Below are 15,889 nucleotides of genomic sequence, written 5' to 3' on the forward strand. Positions count from 1 at the left end.
CAGAAGTAGGACACAAGCACACAAAGGTCTAGCCGCGCTCTTTCCAGCGTACCATCTGTCGCAGGGTGCCATGCAGCGTCTGCACATCGGCGCGGGTCAACGGCAGACGTGACCACATGTTGCGCAGATTGACCTTCATACTGGCAGCCTTGTGGTCGGGATAAAAGAACCCGGCCGTGTCCAGACGTTCCTCGAAATGCCGCGCGAGATGTTCGATCTCGCTGTTGTCAGCCCAGTTTGTCCCCGCCATCTCGACTTGTTCAGAAACCACATCGCCTTGCGCCCGCATCCATTCGTATCCCATCAACAAAACACATTGTGCCAGATTAAGGGACGCAAAGGCAGGGTTCACCGGCACCGATACAATCGCATTCGCGCGTGAAATATCGTCGTTCTCAAGTCCTGCGCGTTCAGGCCCGAACAACACAGCCACGCGCCGGCCCTCGCTGATCATCTGGGCAGCTTTCGCCATTGCCGCCTCTGGGCTGTAAACCGGCTTGGTCAGATCACGATCACGCGCTGTGGTGGCAAAGACAAACGCTGCGTCGCCCACTGCACCGGCAAGATCGTCATACACCACGGCTTCGTCCAACAATCGCCCGGCGCCCGACGCCATCGCCACCGCCGACGGGTTCGGCCAGCCATCGCGGGGCGCTACAATACGCATCCGGTCCAGTCCAAAGTTCCACATGGCACGCGCCGCGGCCCCAATGTTTTCGCCCATTTGCGGGCGCACCAGCACAAAAGCCGGTATCTGCGGGTGTTCTATTGTATCATTCATGGGCACCTCATACGCGCGCCGCCATCGCCTCGCAAGAACGACGCGGCCCGTCTTTGGCCTTCCAAATGGGAAAAAATCCTCGCCGAAGGCATAAAAGTTTTTCTTTCCCCGCGCGATCCGTTAATTGACGCGCAATAACCCAAAGGACAGCAAGCCATGGATACGCCTGAACAGCCGCAGCTTTACCTGATGACCCCGCCCGAGCTTGAACTCTCCAGCTTTCCCGATGTGCTGGCCCGTGTGCTCGACGCGCATGATGTGGCGTGCGTGCGTCTGGCGCTCAGCACCCGCGACGAAGACCGCGTGATGCGCGCTGCCGATGCGCTGCGCGAAGTGACCGATGCGCGCGATATCGCATTGGTGATTGCGGATCACACATTGCTTGCAGAACGGCTGGGACTTGAAGGTGTGCACCTGACGGATGCGGCACGCTCGGTGCGGCACGCGCGCAAGACCCTGGGCGATGACGCCATCGTCGGCAGCTTTTGCAACGGTTCGCGCCATGACGGGATGGCAGCGGGCGAAGCCGGCGCGGATTATGTCAGCTTTGGTCCGGTCAATGCGTCCCTGCTGGACGATGGAACCCCCACGCCGAACAGGACCTCTTCAAGTGGTGGTCCGAAGTGATCGAGGTACCGGTTGTAGCCGAAGGCGGGCTGACCACCGATCTGATCCGCGCGCTCACCCCCATCACCGACTTTTTCGGAATCGGGGATGAAATCTGGACCAGCGAAAAGCCAGAACAGGCGCTCGCTGATCTGATTGCCGCGATGAAGTAACCGCGCAGGGCGGGTGTTACAGGAACACCCGCTCTACGAACCAATAGGCCCCGATGACAGCAATTGCGACCGACGCCGGTATGGCAACGAAGCGGCGGTAGGGTACCGCAACCTGCCGGAACTGCACCGACAGGAAACACCCCGTAAAGACCAGCGCCAGCGGGATCATGAACACCGCAACCGGTGCCTCTAGCAGCTTTGCCACCGCAGGCATCGGAATGATGCACAGCGCCAATGCAATCACAGCCAGCGCCACATACAATCCTTTGGCCGCACGCGGATCGCCCTGCCCGCGCATCACGCGCAGCGCTTGCCAGACACACAGGAACATAATTGCAATTACCGTCAGTTGACCGACCTCGACCCCGATGTTGAACCCGATCAATGCGGGGATAAACTGATCCTCCGGGAGGCCGAATTCGCCCAGTACGGATGCAAATCCTAGGCCGTGCAGCAAACCAAAGCCAAAGATTACCAAGGGCCGCCAAGGGCTGAGCCCGGCCAGAAAAATGTTTTCGACAGCGACATAGACGATAGACGCGGCGATCAAGGGCTCCACGATGCTACCGGGCACCGACACCCAGCCAAGCGCGCCAAGCGCCAGCGTCACCGTATGCGCTGCGGTAAACGCCGTGACCTGCCAGATAAGCGGCCGCAGCTGTGTCGACAAAAAGAGCAGGCCCAACACAAACAGAATATGGTCCAACCCTTTGGGTAAGATGTGGTCAAAACCCACCGGAATATAGGTGGCAAAGGCCTCCCATGCCGATTGCTGCCCGCCGCCCTCAAGCAGGATCTCGGGGCTTTCTGCGCCGCCCTCAAGGTAGCCGGTATAGGGGGTCTCGACCCCTTGCTGGCGCAACACGAAGGCACCCGCACCATCAGGCCATGAAACAACCAATCCGCGCGTGTCTTGAGGCAGCGTCGCGTGCAAGGACCATTCGGCAATACGGGGCAGCTCGCCGTTCACGTCCTCGGGGATTGTCAGCGCCACGGTCTCAAGTGCCACCGGTTCACCATCGGCACGTAGTACCGGCAAAGCGTTCCACCGTGCCAGAAGTTCGGGCGCACGCGCCAGGATTTCTGAAGGAGGTAAAGCGCGCAAGCTGTCGTAATCGCTGACATTTTCGGCGTCATTCGTATCGGCCACCTCGTCCAGATCAATGCCGGACAACATTGCCTCTAGATTGATGCGCATATCCAAGGTTGCCTGCCCGTCGGCGCTGCTTAGGTCACCTATCGTTGGCAAGACCTCATGCGCTTGTGCAAAGCCTGCCAGCCCACTTGACAAAACCAACGTATAGGCCAGCTTGAGTATCAGTTTATAAAAGGTTGTTCGCATGTTTCTGTCCCGTTTCGCACTCGTACTAACATCATTATTACCAACTTCAGGTGCGTTTGCGCATGAATTCTGGTTGGATACACCCGCGTATCAAGTACAGCCCGGCGCCGAAATGACAACCGACATCCGCAACGGGCAGTTGTTCGAGGGCACGCGGCTCGCGTATTTCCCCAATAACACCGAACGGTTCGACATAACCTTTGACGGTGCCACCACAGCGATCGAGGCGCGGATGGGTGATATTCCCGCGCTCAAGATGGCGGCACCCAACATGGATGGGCTGGCAATTATCGCCCATGAGGCCAAAGCGACTTTGCTAACCTATAGCGATTGGCAAACCTTTGTTGGCTTTACCGTCCACAAAGATTTCATGCAGGCCGTGGCTGACCACCGCGACAACGGCTACCCGCAAGACAAGGTGCGCGAACGCTACAGCCGGCATTCCAAGGCGCTGATTGCCGTGGGCGACGGGCATGGCGATGACAAAGCCTTGGGGCTGGAGACTGAGTTGGTCGCGCTCACCAACCCCTATACCTTGGGCGCGGATCAGCAGATGGAAGTCGCGTTGACTTACCAGCAGGAACCGCGCCGTGACGTTCAGGTCGAAGTGTATGAGCGCACTGCAAGCAAAGACGTCACCGTGACCAAATACCGGACAGACGACGCGGGACACGTGCAATTTCCGGTGACTGCTGGCATGACCTATTTGGTTGACGCTGTGGTGCTGCGCCCTGCCCCAGACGTGGAAACCACCCCCACCAGCCCCCACTGGGAGAGCCTTTGGGCATCGCTGACATTTGCCGTGCCGGAATAGGTCTTTTCGCGCCGCCTCGACTTGCGCCCGCCATATCGGTTGGGCCATACCGGCGGCATGACACATACACCTGACATTCTTTGCATCGGATCGGTGCTGTGGGACATCATCGGACGTGGCGATACGGTCATGCGGCAAGGGTCGGACATGCCTGGTCGCATCACGCGCCTGCCCGGTGGCGTTGCACTGAACATCGCGATGGCGCTGGCCCGCTTTGGCTTGTCCCCTGCGCTGATCAGTGCTGTTGGACGCGACCCCGAAGGCGACGAGCTTATTGCCGCGTGCAAACTCCGGGGGCTTCATACGGATCATGTGTATCGGTCGGATGATCTGCCCACTGACCGCTATATGGCGGTCGAGGGGACGAACGGTCTGATCGCCGCCATCGCCGATGCTCATTCGCTGGAGGCGGCAGGCGACAAGATCCTGCGCCCGTTCGAAGACGGATCACTGCCAACTCCCTATCGTGGTGCCGTGGCGCTGGATGGCAATCTCACACTCGACCTTTTGTCACAGATGGCGCGTAGCCCGCTATTGGAGCATGCCGATCTGCGCGTCGCCCCGGCATCGCCCGGCAAGGCGCTGCGGCTGGCCCCCTTTTTGCAGGCCGAACGCGGCACGCTTTACGTCAACCTCGAAGAAGCGGGTTTGCTGTGCCAAGCGACGTTCGACAGCTCGCGCGATGCGGCAGCGGCACTGCTGGCACGTGGTGCAGTTCGTGCTGTGGTGACTGACGGCGGAAATCCTGCGACCGTGGGTCAGCCCAGCGGGTTAATCACCCAAGACCCGCCCCCCGTTTCCGTCACACGCGTGACCGGCGCCGGTGATACCTTCATGGCTGCGCATATCGCGGCCGAAATCAAAGGGGCGGCACCAGACGCGGCCCTGACCCAAGCGCTTTCTGCCGCTGCCCAATATGTTTCTGGAGAGACCAAAATATGATCCCCCTGCACCGCTCTGCCGAAGTCGCCAAAGCCCATGCGAATGGCACCCCCGTTGTTGCGCTGGAAAGCACAATCATCACCCACGGGATGCCCTATCCGCAAAACCTTGAGGTCGCGCGCCAGGTCGAAGCAGACGTACGCGAGGCCGGTGCTATTCCCGCTACAATTGCGGTGATCGACGGGCGGCTGCACATCGGTCTGGAAGACAGCGAGCTGACGGCGCTGGCGCAAGCCAAGAATGTCGCGAAACTGTCGCGTGCCGATATGGCCGCCTGTATTGCCACGGGCGGTACTGGTGCCACCACGGTTGCCGCCACCATGATCGCCGCCCATCTGGCCGAGATCGCTGTTTTTGCCACTGGCGGGATCGGCGGCGTGCATAAGGGTGCGGAAAACAGCTTTGACATCTCTGCCGACCTGATGGAGCTGGCCCAAACGCCGGTGACCGTTGTCGCTGCCGGGGCCAAGGCCATTCTAGATGTGGCAAAAACACTTGAAGTGCTGGAAACCCAAGGCGTGCCGGTGATCACCGTCGGCCAAGACAGCTTTCCCGCGTTCTGGAGCAGCACGTCCCCCCTGAAATCCCCCCTACGCATGGACAATGCCGCAGATATCGCCGCCGCCCATACAATGCGCGGCAACATGGGCCTGCCCGGTGGTCAACTGGTGGCGAACCCGATCCCGAAAGAGGATGAAATCGCCGCCGCCGATCTTGCCCCGATCATCAAGGCGGCCCAGGCCGATGCCAACACCCACGGGATCAGTGGCAAAGCCGTTACCCCCTATCTGTTGCAGCGCATATTCGAGCTGACCGAGGGCCGGTCACTGACCGCAAATATCGCTCTGGTCCGCAATAACGCTCGTTTTGCGTCCAAAATTGCGGCTGCACTTATGTCAAAAGACGCATAAAGCCTAATATTTATGCGTCCTCCATTGTAGCAACGCGTGAAACGCCCTAGCTCTAACGCATTGCTGCAGTGGGATAACCTTCATTCATGAACACACCGTTTACGCCGCCTCTTCCTCCCGCACCGCGCCGGACTTTGTTCGCGCGAGTCAGGGCGTCGTTTTTGACCGGCCTGGTCGTCATCGCGCCGGTCGGTCTGACCATCTGGCTGATCTGGACCGTGATCGGCTGGATCGACGGTATCGTGTTGCCGATGGTTCCTTTGGCCTATCATCCTGACCGACTGATCCAGACCTATTTCGGGCTCGACCCGTCCGCACAAATCAACGTGCGCGGCATCGGTGTGATCATCTTTTTGCTGTTCACGGTGATTGTGGGCTGGTTGGCCAAGGGCATCATCGGGCGGTCGTTCATCCGCTTTGCAGAAAGCCTTGTGGAACGCACACCCGTTGTCCGCACGATCTATTCCGGCATCAAACAAATCTCTGAGACGATCTTTGCCCAGTCAGAGCGCAGCTTTGAAACCGCGTGCATGATCGAATATCCGCGTAAGGGCGTTTGGGCGCTTGGTTTTATTTCGATCCCCGCTAAGGGCGAAGTCGCCGCCGCAGGTGGTGAAGGGGCAAACCTCGTGGGGGTTTTCGTACCGACCACACCCAATCCCACGTCGGGATTCCTGCTGTTCGTGCCGCAAAGGGAAGTGACTGAACTGGACATGTCGGTGGAGGATGCAGCCAAGCTGGTGATCTCTGCAGGGCTGGTCTATCCCGCGCAAAAGCCCGTTCCAGTGGATCAGGCCCTTGGTCCACGCACGAACCGTATTTCACCAAGCTGAACCCCAAGCGCGGATCACACGAACTGCGCTTGAGGTTCTTCCACTATCGCCATCTTCGGTCGATCTGCGCGTGTACTGGCTACAGCGCGGTCCAGCCGCCATCGACGCTGATGGTTGTACCGGTGATCTGGTCGCCCGCCTCGGAACACAGGAACGTCGCGGTACCACCCAGCTGTTCCACGGTTGCAAACGCCTTGGAGGGTTGGCGCTTGAGCATGACGTTCTTGATCACCTCTTCGCGCGTCATGCCGTACTCTTTCATCGTGTCGGGGATCTGCTTTTCGACGATATCGGTCAGCACGTACCCCGGACAGATGGCGTTGCAGGTGATGGGATCTTCGGCCGTTTCCAGCGCGGTCGTCTTGGACAGGCCAACGATTCCGTGCTTTGCAGCGATATAGGCTGATTTATAGGGCGACGCGGTCAGCCCGTGCGCGGAGGCCACGTTGATCACACGACCCCAGCCTGCTTGGCGCATCATCGGCAAGGCAACGGCCGTGGTATGAAAAGCAGAGCTGAGGTTGATGGCGATGATGGCGTCCCATTTTTCGGTGGGAAAGCTCGGGATCGGTGCGACGTGCTGAATACCGGCATTGTTTACCAAGATATCGCAACGGCCCGCGTCAGTGATCAATTGGCGGCACTCAATCGATTTCGACATATCCGCCTGAATATAGCGTGCCGTCACACCGGTTTCGGTGGCGATGTCTTTGGCGATGGCATGGTCTTCTTCACGGTCGGTAAAGGAGTTCAGCACAACATCCGCCCCTGCCCGCGCCAAAGCCCAAGCGATGCCAAGGCCAATACCTGAATTGGATCCGGTGATGACGGCTGTTTTTCCTGAAAGGTCGATGCTGTAGGCCATGAATTTCTCCTCGCGTTTCTGCAGCTGCATCATGGCGAGCGCGTAAACGAATGGAAACGGCTAATTGAAAGCGCCAGCGGAATGCCCCTGATGCGACCACTGCAGCCCAATCACGGGCAAAAAAAAAAAACGTCCGCACGAAGCGGACGTTAAGTTATTGAGGCAGGTTTCATACAGGCAAGAAACCTATCGAGCAGTGAGTTAGTTATACGCAATTCGCCGCCGTAATCCAAGCTTAAAGTTTGAACTGTAGCCCCCGTATCGCTAAGGAATACGCTAATAAAACAAGGCTAGAGCGGGATTGTTGCTAAAATGGCGTTTAATTTTTTCCAAAGCTGTCGGGCAGTTGCAGCCGTTTCTTCACTGATTCTTCTCAGTGGATTCGCCCGTGCCGAGCCCGCACACGGTATATCTATGTATGGGGACCCCGCGCTCCCACCTGATTTTGTGTCTCTGCCCTATGCCAACCCGAATGCGCCCCCAGGCGGCTCGATTGTTCTGGGCAACACCGGCGGCTTTGACAGCCTCAATCCTTTCGTGCGCAAGGGCACGTCGCCTTGGCAGTTGCCATTCTTTACCCATGAAAGCCTGATGGGCCGTTCGTGGGATGAACCCTTCGCACTTTACGGACTTTTGGCCGAATCGATTGAGGTCCCCGACGACCGGTCATGGGTCGAATTCACCCTCCGCCCCGAAGCGCAGTTTGCGGATGGCACGCCGGTCACCCCCGAGGATGTGATTTTCAGTTACGAGCTTTTGGGCACCCAAGGACACCCGCGGTATCACGGACTTTACGCCCAGATCGACAGCATCACCCAAACTGGCCCCCACAGCGTGAAGATGGTGTTCAATACCGACAACCGCGAGCTCGCCCTGCTTGCCGGCATGCGCCCGATCCTGAGCAAAGCCCAATGGGACACCCGCGATTTCGCCAATGCACCTCTGGCAGAGATCCCGCTGGGCTCCGGCCCCTATGCGGTCAGCGACTATAAGGCAGGAAAACAGGTCACCCTAACGCGCAACCCCGACTACTGGGGCAAGGATGTTCCCTTTCGCAAAGGCACCCATAATATCGACGAAATAAAGCTCGACTTTTATGGCGATGCGAATGTGCTTTTCGAAGCGTTCAAAGCCGGAGAGATTTCGGCCCTGCGCGAGTTCAACGCCGAAACCTGGGCGACGCAGTATGACTTTCCCGCCGTACAGCGCGGTGACGTGGTTAAATCGACTTTTGCCCATAGCAAACCCTCGGGCATGACAGGGCTGGTGATGAACACCCGCCGTGCGCCCTTTGATGATATTCGTGTCCGCGATGCGCTGATCGCGGCGTTCAACTTTGAATATATAAACGAGACGCTGACCGGTGGCGCGCAGCCGCGCATCACCTCGTATTTCTCGAACTCTCCGCTGGCGATGCAAGCGGGGCCTGCGATGGGGCGTGTGGCTGAGCTGTTGACCCCCTTTGCTGACGCCCTGCCCCAAGGTGCTATCGACGGCTATGCGCTGCCCGTGTCCGACGGATCAGCCCGCAACCGCGCCGGCATACGCCGCGCCATGCGGGCACTGTCCGACGCAGGGTTTAGCGCGGACGGCGGCACGATGCGCGGCCCCGACAGGCAGCCGTTGTCGTTCAGCATCCTGCTGTCCAAAGGCAGCAGCGAAAATATCGCCATTGCAGAGTTGTATATTCAGGCTCTGGCCCGTTTGGGGATCACTGCCCGTGTGGATGCGGTGGATGATGCGCAATTCGTTGCCCGCAACGCGGCGTTCGACTTCGACATGGCTATCTTTCGCCGCGCCCTGTCGCTGAGCCCGGGCAATGAGCAACGCTATTACTGGGGATCCGAGGCGGCAGATCAGGATGGCAGCCGCAATCTCATGGGCGTGAAATCACCCGCCATTGACGCGATGATCGATACGATGGTCGGGGCCAGCAGCGCCGAGGATTTCAACGCGGCCACCCGTGCGCTTGACCGTGTGCTGACGGCCGGGCGTTATGTCATCCCGTTCTGGCAGTTCACCGAAGACCGCATCGCGCATGTCGCAGCGATGAAATACCCTGACCATGTACCGCTGTATGGAGATGGGCCGAACTATATGCCGGAAGTCTGGTGGATTAATCCAACGCAGTAGGGCGCGCGTGTGAGGCCGCGAAGGGGTGGGCGCGGCGCAGACCGGCCCTTCGGGGAGAGTTTATTGGGCAAAATGAAGCGCGCTGGTGCGGTCGATCAGGTAAGGCCGGATCAGACGAGGCCCAATCAGACGAGAGATGTGACCCAGAGGATTGTGGCGTCTTCATCGCTGGTCGATACAACGTTATGGCCCATCGTCGCGTCGTAATAGGCGCTGTCGCCACGGCGCATTTCGACGGGTTCGTAGAACTCTGTGTATAGAGTAATGACGCCGGTCAGCACATACAGAAACTCTTCGCCGTCGTGGCGCACCCAGCCGTCGAATTCATCCATTCTGCGCGCGCGAATACGGGCGCGGTACGGCAGCATCTGCTTTTTGCGCAACGTGTCGGCCAGCATCGTATGCTCGTAGGTGGTGGTCGCTTTGGCGGCACCCTCGTCCGATTTGGTAATCGCCATCCGCCCGTTGATTTGCCCCGCTGATGGCGGCGTAAAGAGCTGCGGCACCGATATTTCCAACCCGACGGCCAGCTTTTTCAATGCCTCGTAGGTGGGCGACATCTGACCGTTCTCGATCTTGCTGAGGGTCGATCGTGCCAGTCCTGCCTGATTGGCGGCCTGTTCCAATGTCCAGTTACGCGCCTTGCGCAACTCGCGCACGCGGGCCCCCAGATCAACCGGCGGCGTGGTTTCCGTCTCGCCGCTTTCGCGGGCGATCTGGATCATGGTTTTGGGGACATCCTGCGTCATGAACTGGCTATAGCGTCGGGTCGGCGTGCTTGCAACGCCGCTGCGTGCGGGGTAGCGATTGGGCATGAAATCACTCTCTGCTTCGACGGGGTTCACGCCCTGCCCCGCTTCGTTCAATCTTGCTGCTCATGTGTTGGCACGCGCTGCCGGCCTGGGTGCCAAACCGGCGCTGTCGATACTTGGGCCTGCCACCAACGAGACATGGAGCTTTGCCCGTCTGGAGGCTGCCGTGCGCGGCACAGCCACCGGATTGCTGCGGCGCGGTTTGGCACCGGGTGACATTGTCCTGATGCGCCTTGGGAATACCGTGGATTTTCCGTTGGCGTATCTGGGTGCCTTGGCCGCAGGGCTCGTGCCCGTGCCCACAGCCGCCGCGCTCACAGAGCCAGAAGTCGCCGCGATTATCGCGACCTTGGAGCCAAAGGCCATTCTGCGTGACCCCGCCGTGCCCTGCCCGCCAGCGGATACCCTCATTGATCTGGACGATTTGCGGGGCATGCCCGACCTGCCCCCTGCCGACTGGCAAATGGGCGACCCCGACCGGCTGGGCTATATCATCTATACCTCTGGCACATCCGGAAAACCAAGCGCTGTGATGCATGCGCATCGTGCCATCTGGGCGCGACAGATGATGGTGCGCGGCTGGTACGACCTGCGTCCCGACGACCGCGTGATGCATGCAGGGGCGTTCAATTGGACCTATACGCTTGGAACCGGCTTGATGGACCCCTGGACCGCGGGTGCAACTGCGCTGATCCCTGCGGCGGGCGTAGCTCCGGCTGATCTGCCGGCGCTTATGGCCTGCCATGAGGCAAGTATTTTTGCAGCAGCGCCCGGTGTTTACCGCCAGATCTTAAAACATCACGACCGTATTGACGCTCCAAGCCTCCGCCATGGCCTGAGCGCGGGGGAAAAGCTGCCTGCCGCAGTGGCACGCGCATGGAAGGCCGCAAGTGGCACCGAGATTTTCGAGGCCTACGGCATGTCTGAATGCTCGACCTTCTTATCCGCCTCCCCCGACCGGCCTGCGCGCAGGGGCACGCTTGGCCAGCCGCAAGACGGGCGGCGCATTGCTTTGATCGGGGCCGATGGTCCGGTCGAGATCGGACAGGAAGGTACCATCGCGATCCACAAGAGCGACCCGGGGCTAATGCTGGGATACCTCGGCGCGGCCGAGCAAACGGCGCGGAAATATCAGGGCGACTGGTTCCTGACCGGCGATCAGGGGGTGATGGGCGAGGATGGCCAGATCACCTATCTGGGACGCAATGACGATATGATGAACGCAGGCGGGTTCCGTGTGTCGCCGATCGAGGTAGAACAAAGCCTCGCCAAGTTTCCCGGTATCCGTGCCGTCGGCGCGGCGGAGGTCGAAGTGCGCCCCGATGTGACAGTAATCGCCGCCTTTTATACCGCAGACAGTCCGCTGGACGAAGCCGCGCTGGCGCTTTATGCACAAGACAACATGGCGCGCTACAAGCAGCCGCGCCTTTTCATCCACCTGCCAGAACTGCCCATGGGCGCGAATGGCAAACTGCTGCGCCGGTCCTTGCGCGCGGCCTATGAGGCGCAACGATGACCCAAACGATCAAGCTTGATATCATGTCCGATCCAATTTGCCCTTGGTGTTATATCGGCAAAGCGCATCTGGACCGCGCATTGGAAAGCGAACCCGACCACCCGTTTGCGATTGAATGGCACCCCTTTCAGCTGAACCCCGACATGCCCGCCGACGGCATGGACCGACGCGCCTATCTGGAGGGTAAGTTCGGCGGCAAGGACGGCGCGGTTCGGGCTTATGCCCCCGTGGTGGAACATGCCGAGAAAGCCGGGCTGAAGATCAATTTTGAAGCGATGCAGCGCACGGCAAATACGCTGAACGCCCATCGGCTGATCCATTGGGCGGGGATCGAGGGTCGCCAGACAGCTGCGGTATCCGCATTGTTCAAAGCGTATTTTGTTGATGCGCGGGATATTGGCGACGCAGAGGTTCTGGCCGACATCGCCGATGGCATCGAAATGGATGCCTCTGTTGTGACGCGGTTGCTGGCGACCGATGAGGATATGGACGTTATCCGCAAACGCGATGCCCACAGCCGCGAGATGGGGATTTCGTCGGTCCCTACCTTTATCGTCGGCGGACGTCATGCCGTGCCAGGTGCGCAACCACCCGAGCTTTGGAAAAAGGTTCTGGCAGAGCTGCGCAACGAGGGCTGAGGCCCCGTCGAACGAGATAGAAATTCGGACAGAAAGCCTTTGCCATCGTGACGAAACCCGCCTAGAATCAGTTGGATAAAGGGGCAAAGACCCCTCTCAGATACGAGCGGGCAGCATGAATTACGATATACCCTTTCCCTTTTTGGGACGCGGGCGGGCGGCGGTGGTGACACCAGCTGCGCCCCCTTCTTTAAGTGCGTTAAAGCGCCCTGTGGCGCGGACGATCCTGACCTATGGCGGGTTCGACGGGTTTCATACGGGCCATGGCGATTGGCTTCGTCAACTGTCCCGACTGGGCAGCGAACTGGTCGTCGGATGTCATAGCGACGAGTTTTGCACTCGGTTAGGCCAGCCTGCCCATACGGGCTTTGCCGCCCGTCGCGCGGTGCTGGAACGTTGCCGCTTTGTCTCGCGGGTCATTTCGCTTGAGACATGGGACCAGACCCGCAGCGATATTGTAAATTACAACGTCTCGGTGCTGGCGCTTCCAGAACATATTCGCCTGCCGATGTCAGGGCTGGACGAGATTGTCCAAGTGCTGCGTCTGCCGGTGCGCCGCCGCCAGACAGCGTTGCGTTTCAGCGCCTGAGACAGCCGGTGACACACCGTCGATTGCACTATCTGTAAGGCAGACTTATGAAAGGTCAACGGCTGCGCGACGTGGCCCCGCCGACACGATGGAGACCGTGGATGACCGACGACCGACCCGACATCAAGATGAGCCGCCCCGAGTTTGTGGCGCTGATTGCGATGATGTTTGCAATCATCGCGTTTTCAACCGACGCGATGCTGCCTGCCCTGCCACAAATCGGTAACGACCTGTCCCCTATGGATTTGACCAAAGTGCCGTTGATTGTCACCGCGTTCATTCTGGGCATGGGAATGGGCACTTTTGTGACCGGCCCGCTGTCCGATGCTTTTGGACGCAAGAACATCATTTATCTGGGTTCGGCGATCTATATCGCAGGGGCGGTCGTGGCGTGGATCAGTCAATCCCTAGAGCTGATGCTGGTGGCCCGGGTCATTCAGGGGATCGGAGCGGCAGGCCCTCGTGTGGTCGCGCTTGCTATTATCCGCGACCTTTATTCAGGAAGGCAGATGGCCAAGATCATGTCTTTTGTGATGATGATCTTTGTGATTGTGCCTGCCTTTGCCCCTGCCATGGGGGCCGTGATTATCGCGCTGTCCGACTGGCGCGGCGTGTTCCTATCTTTCATTGTCTTTTCAATGACCTGTGTCGTCTGGGCTATGCTCCGCCTGCCCGAAACCCTGCCCAAGCACAAGCGCCGCCCGATGCAGATCGGTCTTTTGTGGCGCGCGGTGAAAGAGATTTTCAGCAATCCGATGGTCTGCCTGTCGATCACGGTACAAACCCTTGTGATGGGGTTCTTGTTCTCGACGTTGATGCTGGTCCAGCCGATCTATGATCAGGTTTATGACCGCGCCGAGAGCTTTCCGTTTTGGTTCGGCGTTGCGGCGCTGATCTCTGGCACCTCGAGCTTGCTGAATGCGTTACTGGTTGTGCGATTGGGGATGCAGCGGATCGTGACACTGGCGCTGGGGCTGCAAATCGTGCTGTCAGGACTGATGCTGGGCCTTGGTCTGGGTGATCTACCCGAGCCCTATGGCTTTGTGTTTTTCCTAATGTGGCAGGCGTCGCTGTTCTTTCAGGTAGGGCTGGTGATGGGCAACCTTAACGCTCTGGCGATGGAGCCTTTGGGCCATATCGCGGGGATGGCCGCATCGGTCATCGGGGCGGTGTCGACGGTCATGGCGGCAGTGCTTGCCTCGGCCATCGGGATGACGTTCAACGGGACGATCACACCACTGATTGGCGCTGTGTTGGTGCTGGCAACGATTGCTTTTGCGCTGATGCTGCTTATCGGGCGGGTGGTCGACCGACAGCCGGTGACGGAAGCTGCGGAATAGGCTAAGCGACCGCGCTTGTCCAAAGCGGGTAGGTTTCGCCCTGCGGGCGAGGATTTAAAGCCATTTGGAAGCTGCAGTGTCGGCTAAGGCATATGGCCCAAAGCAAAAGGGGCACCGCGGATAGCGGTGCCCCTTTTATCATTTCATAACGGTTGGGCGACGTTAGGCCGCTTTTTGAGTGCTGGGTTTGCGCCGGCGCCGTGCTGCGCCGGCGGGTTTGCCCGCGCCGCCACCATTGCCACCACCGCCATTACCGCCGCCGCCAGCCGGACGACCACCGCGACCGCGGCCGCCGCGGCCTTTCGGTTTGGCGGGTTCATCAATCGCTTCCCATGGACGACCAGAGGCCACCGGGATCGAGATCTTCATAGTCTTCTGGATGTCTTTCAACTCGCCCATCTCGTCGGGAGCGCAGAACGCGATGGCCGCGCCATCTTTGCCCGCCCGCGCCGTCCGGCCGATACGGTGGACATAGTTGTCCGGCACGTTGGGCAGTTCGTAGTTATAGACGTGTTTGACGTCCGGGATATCCAAACCGCGTGCGGCAACATCTGTTGCCACAAGCACAGTGACTTCGCCCTTTTTGAAGGAATCAATCGCGCGGTCCCGTTGACCCTGGCTTTTGTTGCCGTGGATCGACGCGGCTTTAAAGCCCGATTTGACCAGATCTTTCATCAGCTTTTCACAGCCGTGTTTGGTGCGTCCGAAAACCAGCGCACGTTCTTCGGTGTGTTTGCCGAGCAGTTCGATCAACAAAGACTTTTTCTCGGCTTTGGCAATAAAGTGCACTTCTTGGGTGACCTTGTCCGCCGCCTTGCCCGGAGGCGAGACTTCGATCCGGATCGGGCTGTTGAGGTAGCTGTTGGCGATCTCGTTCATCAGCTTGGGCATGGTGGCCGAGAACAGCATCGTCTGGCGTTCTTTGGGCAGCACCGCCGCGATCTTGCGCAGATCGTGGATAAAGCCCATGTCGAGCATCTGGTCCGCTTCGTCCAGCACAAGGAACGTCGTCTTGTGCAGCAGCACCGCACGGCGGTCCATCAGGTCAAGCAGACGGCCTGGTGTGGCCACCAAAAGGTCAACGCCACGTTCCATCCGTTTGATCTGCGGGTTGATCGACTGCCCCCCTACGATCATCATGGTCTTCAGCTGGGTGCCTTCGCAGAAGCCCTTGAGGTTCTCCATGATCTGGTTGGCCAGTTCACGTGTCGGCGCCAGCACCAGCCCGCGCACGGTGCGCGGTTCGGGGCGGGCTTCGCGTTCCAGCATCTGCGCGATCAGCGGGATACCAAAGGCCGCGGTCTTGCCGGTGCCGGTCTGTGCCAGACCCATCACGTCGCGGCCGTTCATCCCGTGGGGGATCGCCTGTTTCTGGATCGGGGTCGGGTCGGTCATGCCCATGTTGGTCAATGCTTTGACCAGACGGCGCGGCAGGCCCATCATTTCAAAATCGCTCATAGTATTGTCGTCTTTCCGCGGAAAACAGGCATTGCGCCTTCCCGCCATAGCAGTCACGCGGGCCCTAACTCTCGAGGGAGGCCGCGAGGGACGCAAAGCAGATCGCAGGGGGCAGCCTAGTGCCAACACCCTGTCT

At 59.5% G+C, this 15,889-nt stretch carries 14 protein-coding genes and 1 pseudogene; 10 read left to right on the top strand and 5 right to left on the bottom strand.

Annotation, left to right across the window (positions count from 1 at the left end):
• Positions 1 to 28 precede the first annotated feature (28 nt).
• Positions 29 to 781, bottom strand: a complete 753-nt coding sequence (locus ACVBAU_RS11500; protein ID WP_138923197.1) for an RNA methyltransferase — start codon at positions 779 to 781, stop codon at positions 29 to 31.
• A 156-nt stretch (positions 782 to 937) separates the two neighbouring features.
• On the opposite strand from ACVBAU_RS11500, the pseudogene ACVBAU_RS11505 reads away from it, so the two are divergent.
• Positions 938 to 1,560 (top strand): annotated as a pseudogene (locus ACVBAU_RS11505) (thiamine phosphate synthase).
• Positions 1,561 to 1,576: 16 nt separating this feature from the next.
• On the opposite strand, the gene ACVBAU_RS11510 reads toward ACVBAU_RS11505, so the two are convergent.
• Positions 1,577 to 2,902: a HupE/UreJ family protein gene (locus ACVBAU_RS11510; RefSeq protein ID WP_448326449.1), complete on the bottom strand. Its 1,326-nt coding sequence runs from the start codon at positions 2,900 to 2,902 to the stop codon at positions 1,577 to 1,579.
• Between ACVBAU_RS11510 and ACVBAU_RS11515 the strand changes: the two genes are divergently transcribed.
• The 4 genes from ACVBAU_RS11515 to ACVBAU_RS11530 all read left to right on the top strand — a co-directional run bounded on the left by ACVBAU_RS11515 (position 2,901) and on the right by ACVBAU_RS11530 (position 6,402).
• Complete coding sequence (locus tag ACVBAU_RS11515; protein WP_448326451.1) at positions 2,901 to 3,716, top strand: DUF4198 domain-containing protein; 816 nt, start codon at positions 2,901 to 2,903, stop codon at positions 3,714 to 3,716. The two genes, ACVBAU_RS11510 and ACVBAU_RS11515, sit on opposite strands and share 2 nt — an antisense overlap.
• 57 nt (positions 3,717 to 3,773) lie before the next feature.
• A complete protein-coding gene (locus tag ACVBAU_RS11520) occupies positions 3,774 to 4,658 on the top strand; it encodes a PfkB family carbohydrate kinase (RefSeq protein ID WP_448326453.1) in 885 nt (294 codons plus the stop codon).
• The gene (locus tag ACVBAU_RS11525) at positions 4,655 to 5,569 is read left to right on the top strand and encodes a pseudouridine-5'-phosphate glycosidase (protein WP_448326455.1); all 915 of its coding nucleotides are present in this window, start codon (positions 4,655 to 4,657) and stop codon (positions 5,567 to 5,569) included. The genes ACVBAU_RS11520 and ACVBAU_RS11525 overlap by 4 nt, the downstream gene beginning before the upstream one ends.
• A gap of 86 nt (positions 5,570 to 5,655) precedes the next feature.
• The gene (locus ACVBAU_RS11530; RefSeq protein ID WP_138923192.1) at positions 5,656 to 6,402 is read left to right on the top strand and encodes a DUF502 domain-containing protein; all 747 of its coding nucleotides are present in this window, start codon (positions 5,656 to 5,658) and stop codon (positions 6,400 to 6,402) included.
• Between the two features lie 79 nt (positions 6,403 to 6,481).
• Here ACVBAU_RS11530 and ACVBAU_RS11535 read toward each other — a convergent pair whose 3' ends face one another.
• Entirely contained in the window at positions 6,482 to 7,255 is a 774-nt protein-coding gene (locus ACVBAU_RS11535) for a 3-hydroxybutyrate dehydrogenase (RefSeq protein ID WP_448328973.1), read from the bottom strand.
• 426 nt (positions 7,256 to 7,681) lie between these two features.
• On the opposite strand from ACVBAU_RS11535, the gene ACVBAU_RS11540 reads away from it, so the two are divergent.
• Positions 7,682 to 9,400: an extracellular solute-binding protein gene (locus ACVBAU_RS11540; RefSeq protein WP_448326457.1), complete on the top strand. Its 1,719-nt coding sequence runs from the start codon at positions 7,682 to 7,684 to the stop codon at positions 9,398 to 9,400.
• Positions 9,401 to 9,525: 125 nt separating this feature from the next.
• Here the strand turns inward: ACVBAU_RS11540 and ACVBAU_RS11545 are convergent, their stop codons facing one another.
• Positions 9,526 to 10,149: a helix-turn-helix domain-containing protein gene (locus ACVBAU_RS11545; protein WP_138925103.1), complete on the bottom strand. Its 624-nt coding sequence runs from the start codon at positions 10,147 to 10,149 to the stop codon at positions 9,526 to 9,528.
• A 64-nt stretch (positions 10,150 to 10,213) separates the two neighbouring features.
• Here ACVBAU_RS11545 and ACVBAU_RS11550 point away from each other — a divergent pair, with 64 nt between their 5' ends.
• From ACVBAU_RS11550 to ACVBAU_RS11565, 4 genes are all read left to right on the top strand, one after another.
• Positions 10,214 to 11,728 carry a class I adenylate-forming enzyme family protein gene (locus ACVBAU_RS11550; protein ID WP_448326461.1) on the top strand — a complete coding sequence of 505 codons (1,515 nt, stop codon included), beginning with the start codon at positions 10,214 to 10,216 and terminating at the stop codon, positions 11,726 to 11,728.
• Positions 11,725 to 12,366: a DsbA family oxidoreductase gene (locus ACVBAU_RS11555; RefSeq protein WP_448326463.1), complete on the top strand. Its 642-nt coding sequence runs from the start codon at positions 11,725 to 11,727 to the stop codon at positions 12,364 to 12,366. Before ACVBAU_RS11550 ends, ACVBAU_RS11555 begins: the two co-directional genes overlap by 4 nt.
• Positions 12,367 to 12,481: 115 nt before the next feature.
• Positions 12,482 to 12,955 carry an adenylyltransferase/cytidyltransferase family protein gene (locus ACVBAU_RS11560; protein ID WP_448326465.1) on the top strand — a complete coding sequence of 158 codons (474 nt, stop codon included), beginning with the start codon at positions 12,482 to 12,484 and terminating at the stop codon, positions 12,953 to 12,955.
• Positions 12,956 to 13,056: 101 nt separating this feature from the next.
• Positions 13,057 to 14,295 (top strand): multidrug effflux MFS transporter, encoded by a 1,239-nt coding sequence (locus tag ACVBAU_RS11565; RefSeq protein WP_448326467.1) that lies wholly within the window; start codon positions 13,057 to 13,059, stop codon positions 14,293 to 14,295.
• Positions 14,296 to 14,457: 162 nt separating this feature from the next.
• On the opposite strand, the gene ACVBAU_RS11570 is transcribed toward ACVBAU_RS11565, so the two are convergent.
• Complete coding sequence (locus ACVBAU_RS11570) at positions 14,458 to 15,753, bottom strand: DEAD/DEAH box helicase (protein ID WP_448326469.1); 1,296 nt, start codon at positions 15,751 to 15,753, stop codon at positions 14,458 to 14,460.
• Between the last annotated feature and the right edge of the window lie 136 nt (positions 15,754 to 15,889).

The organism is Sulfitobacter sp. M13, assembly GCF_053474885.1.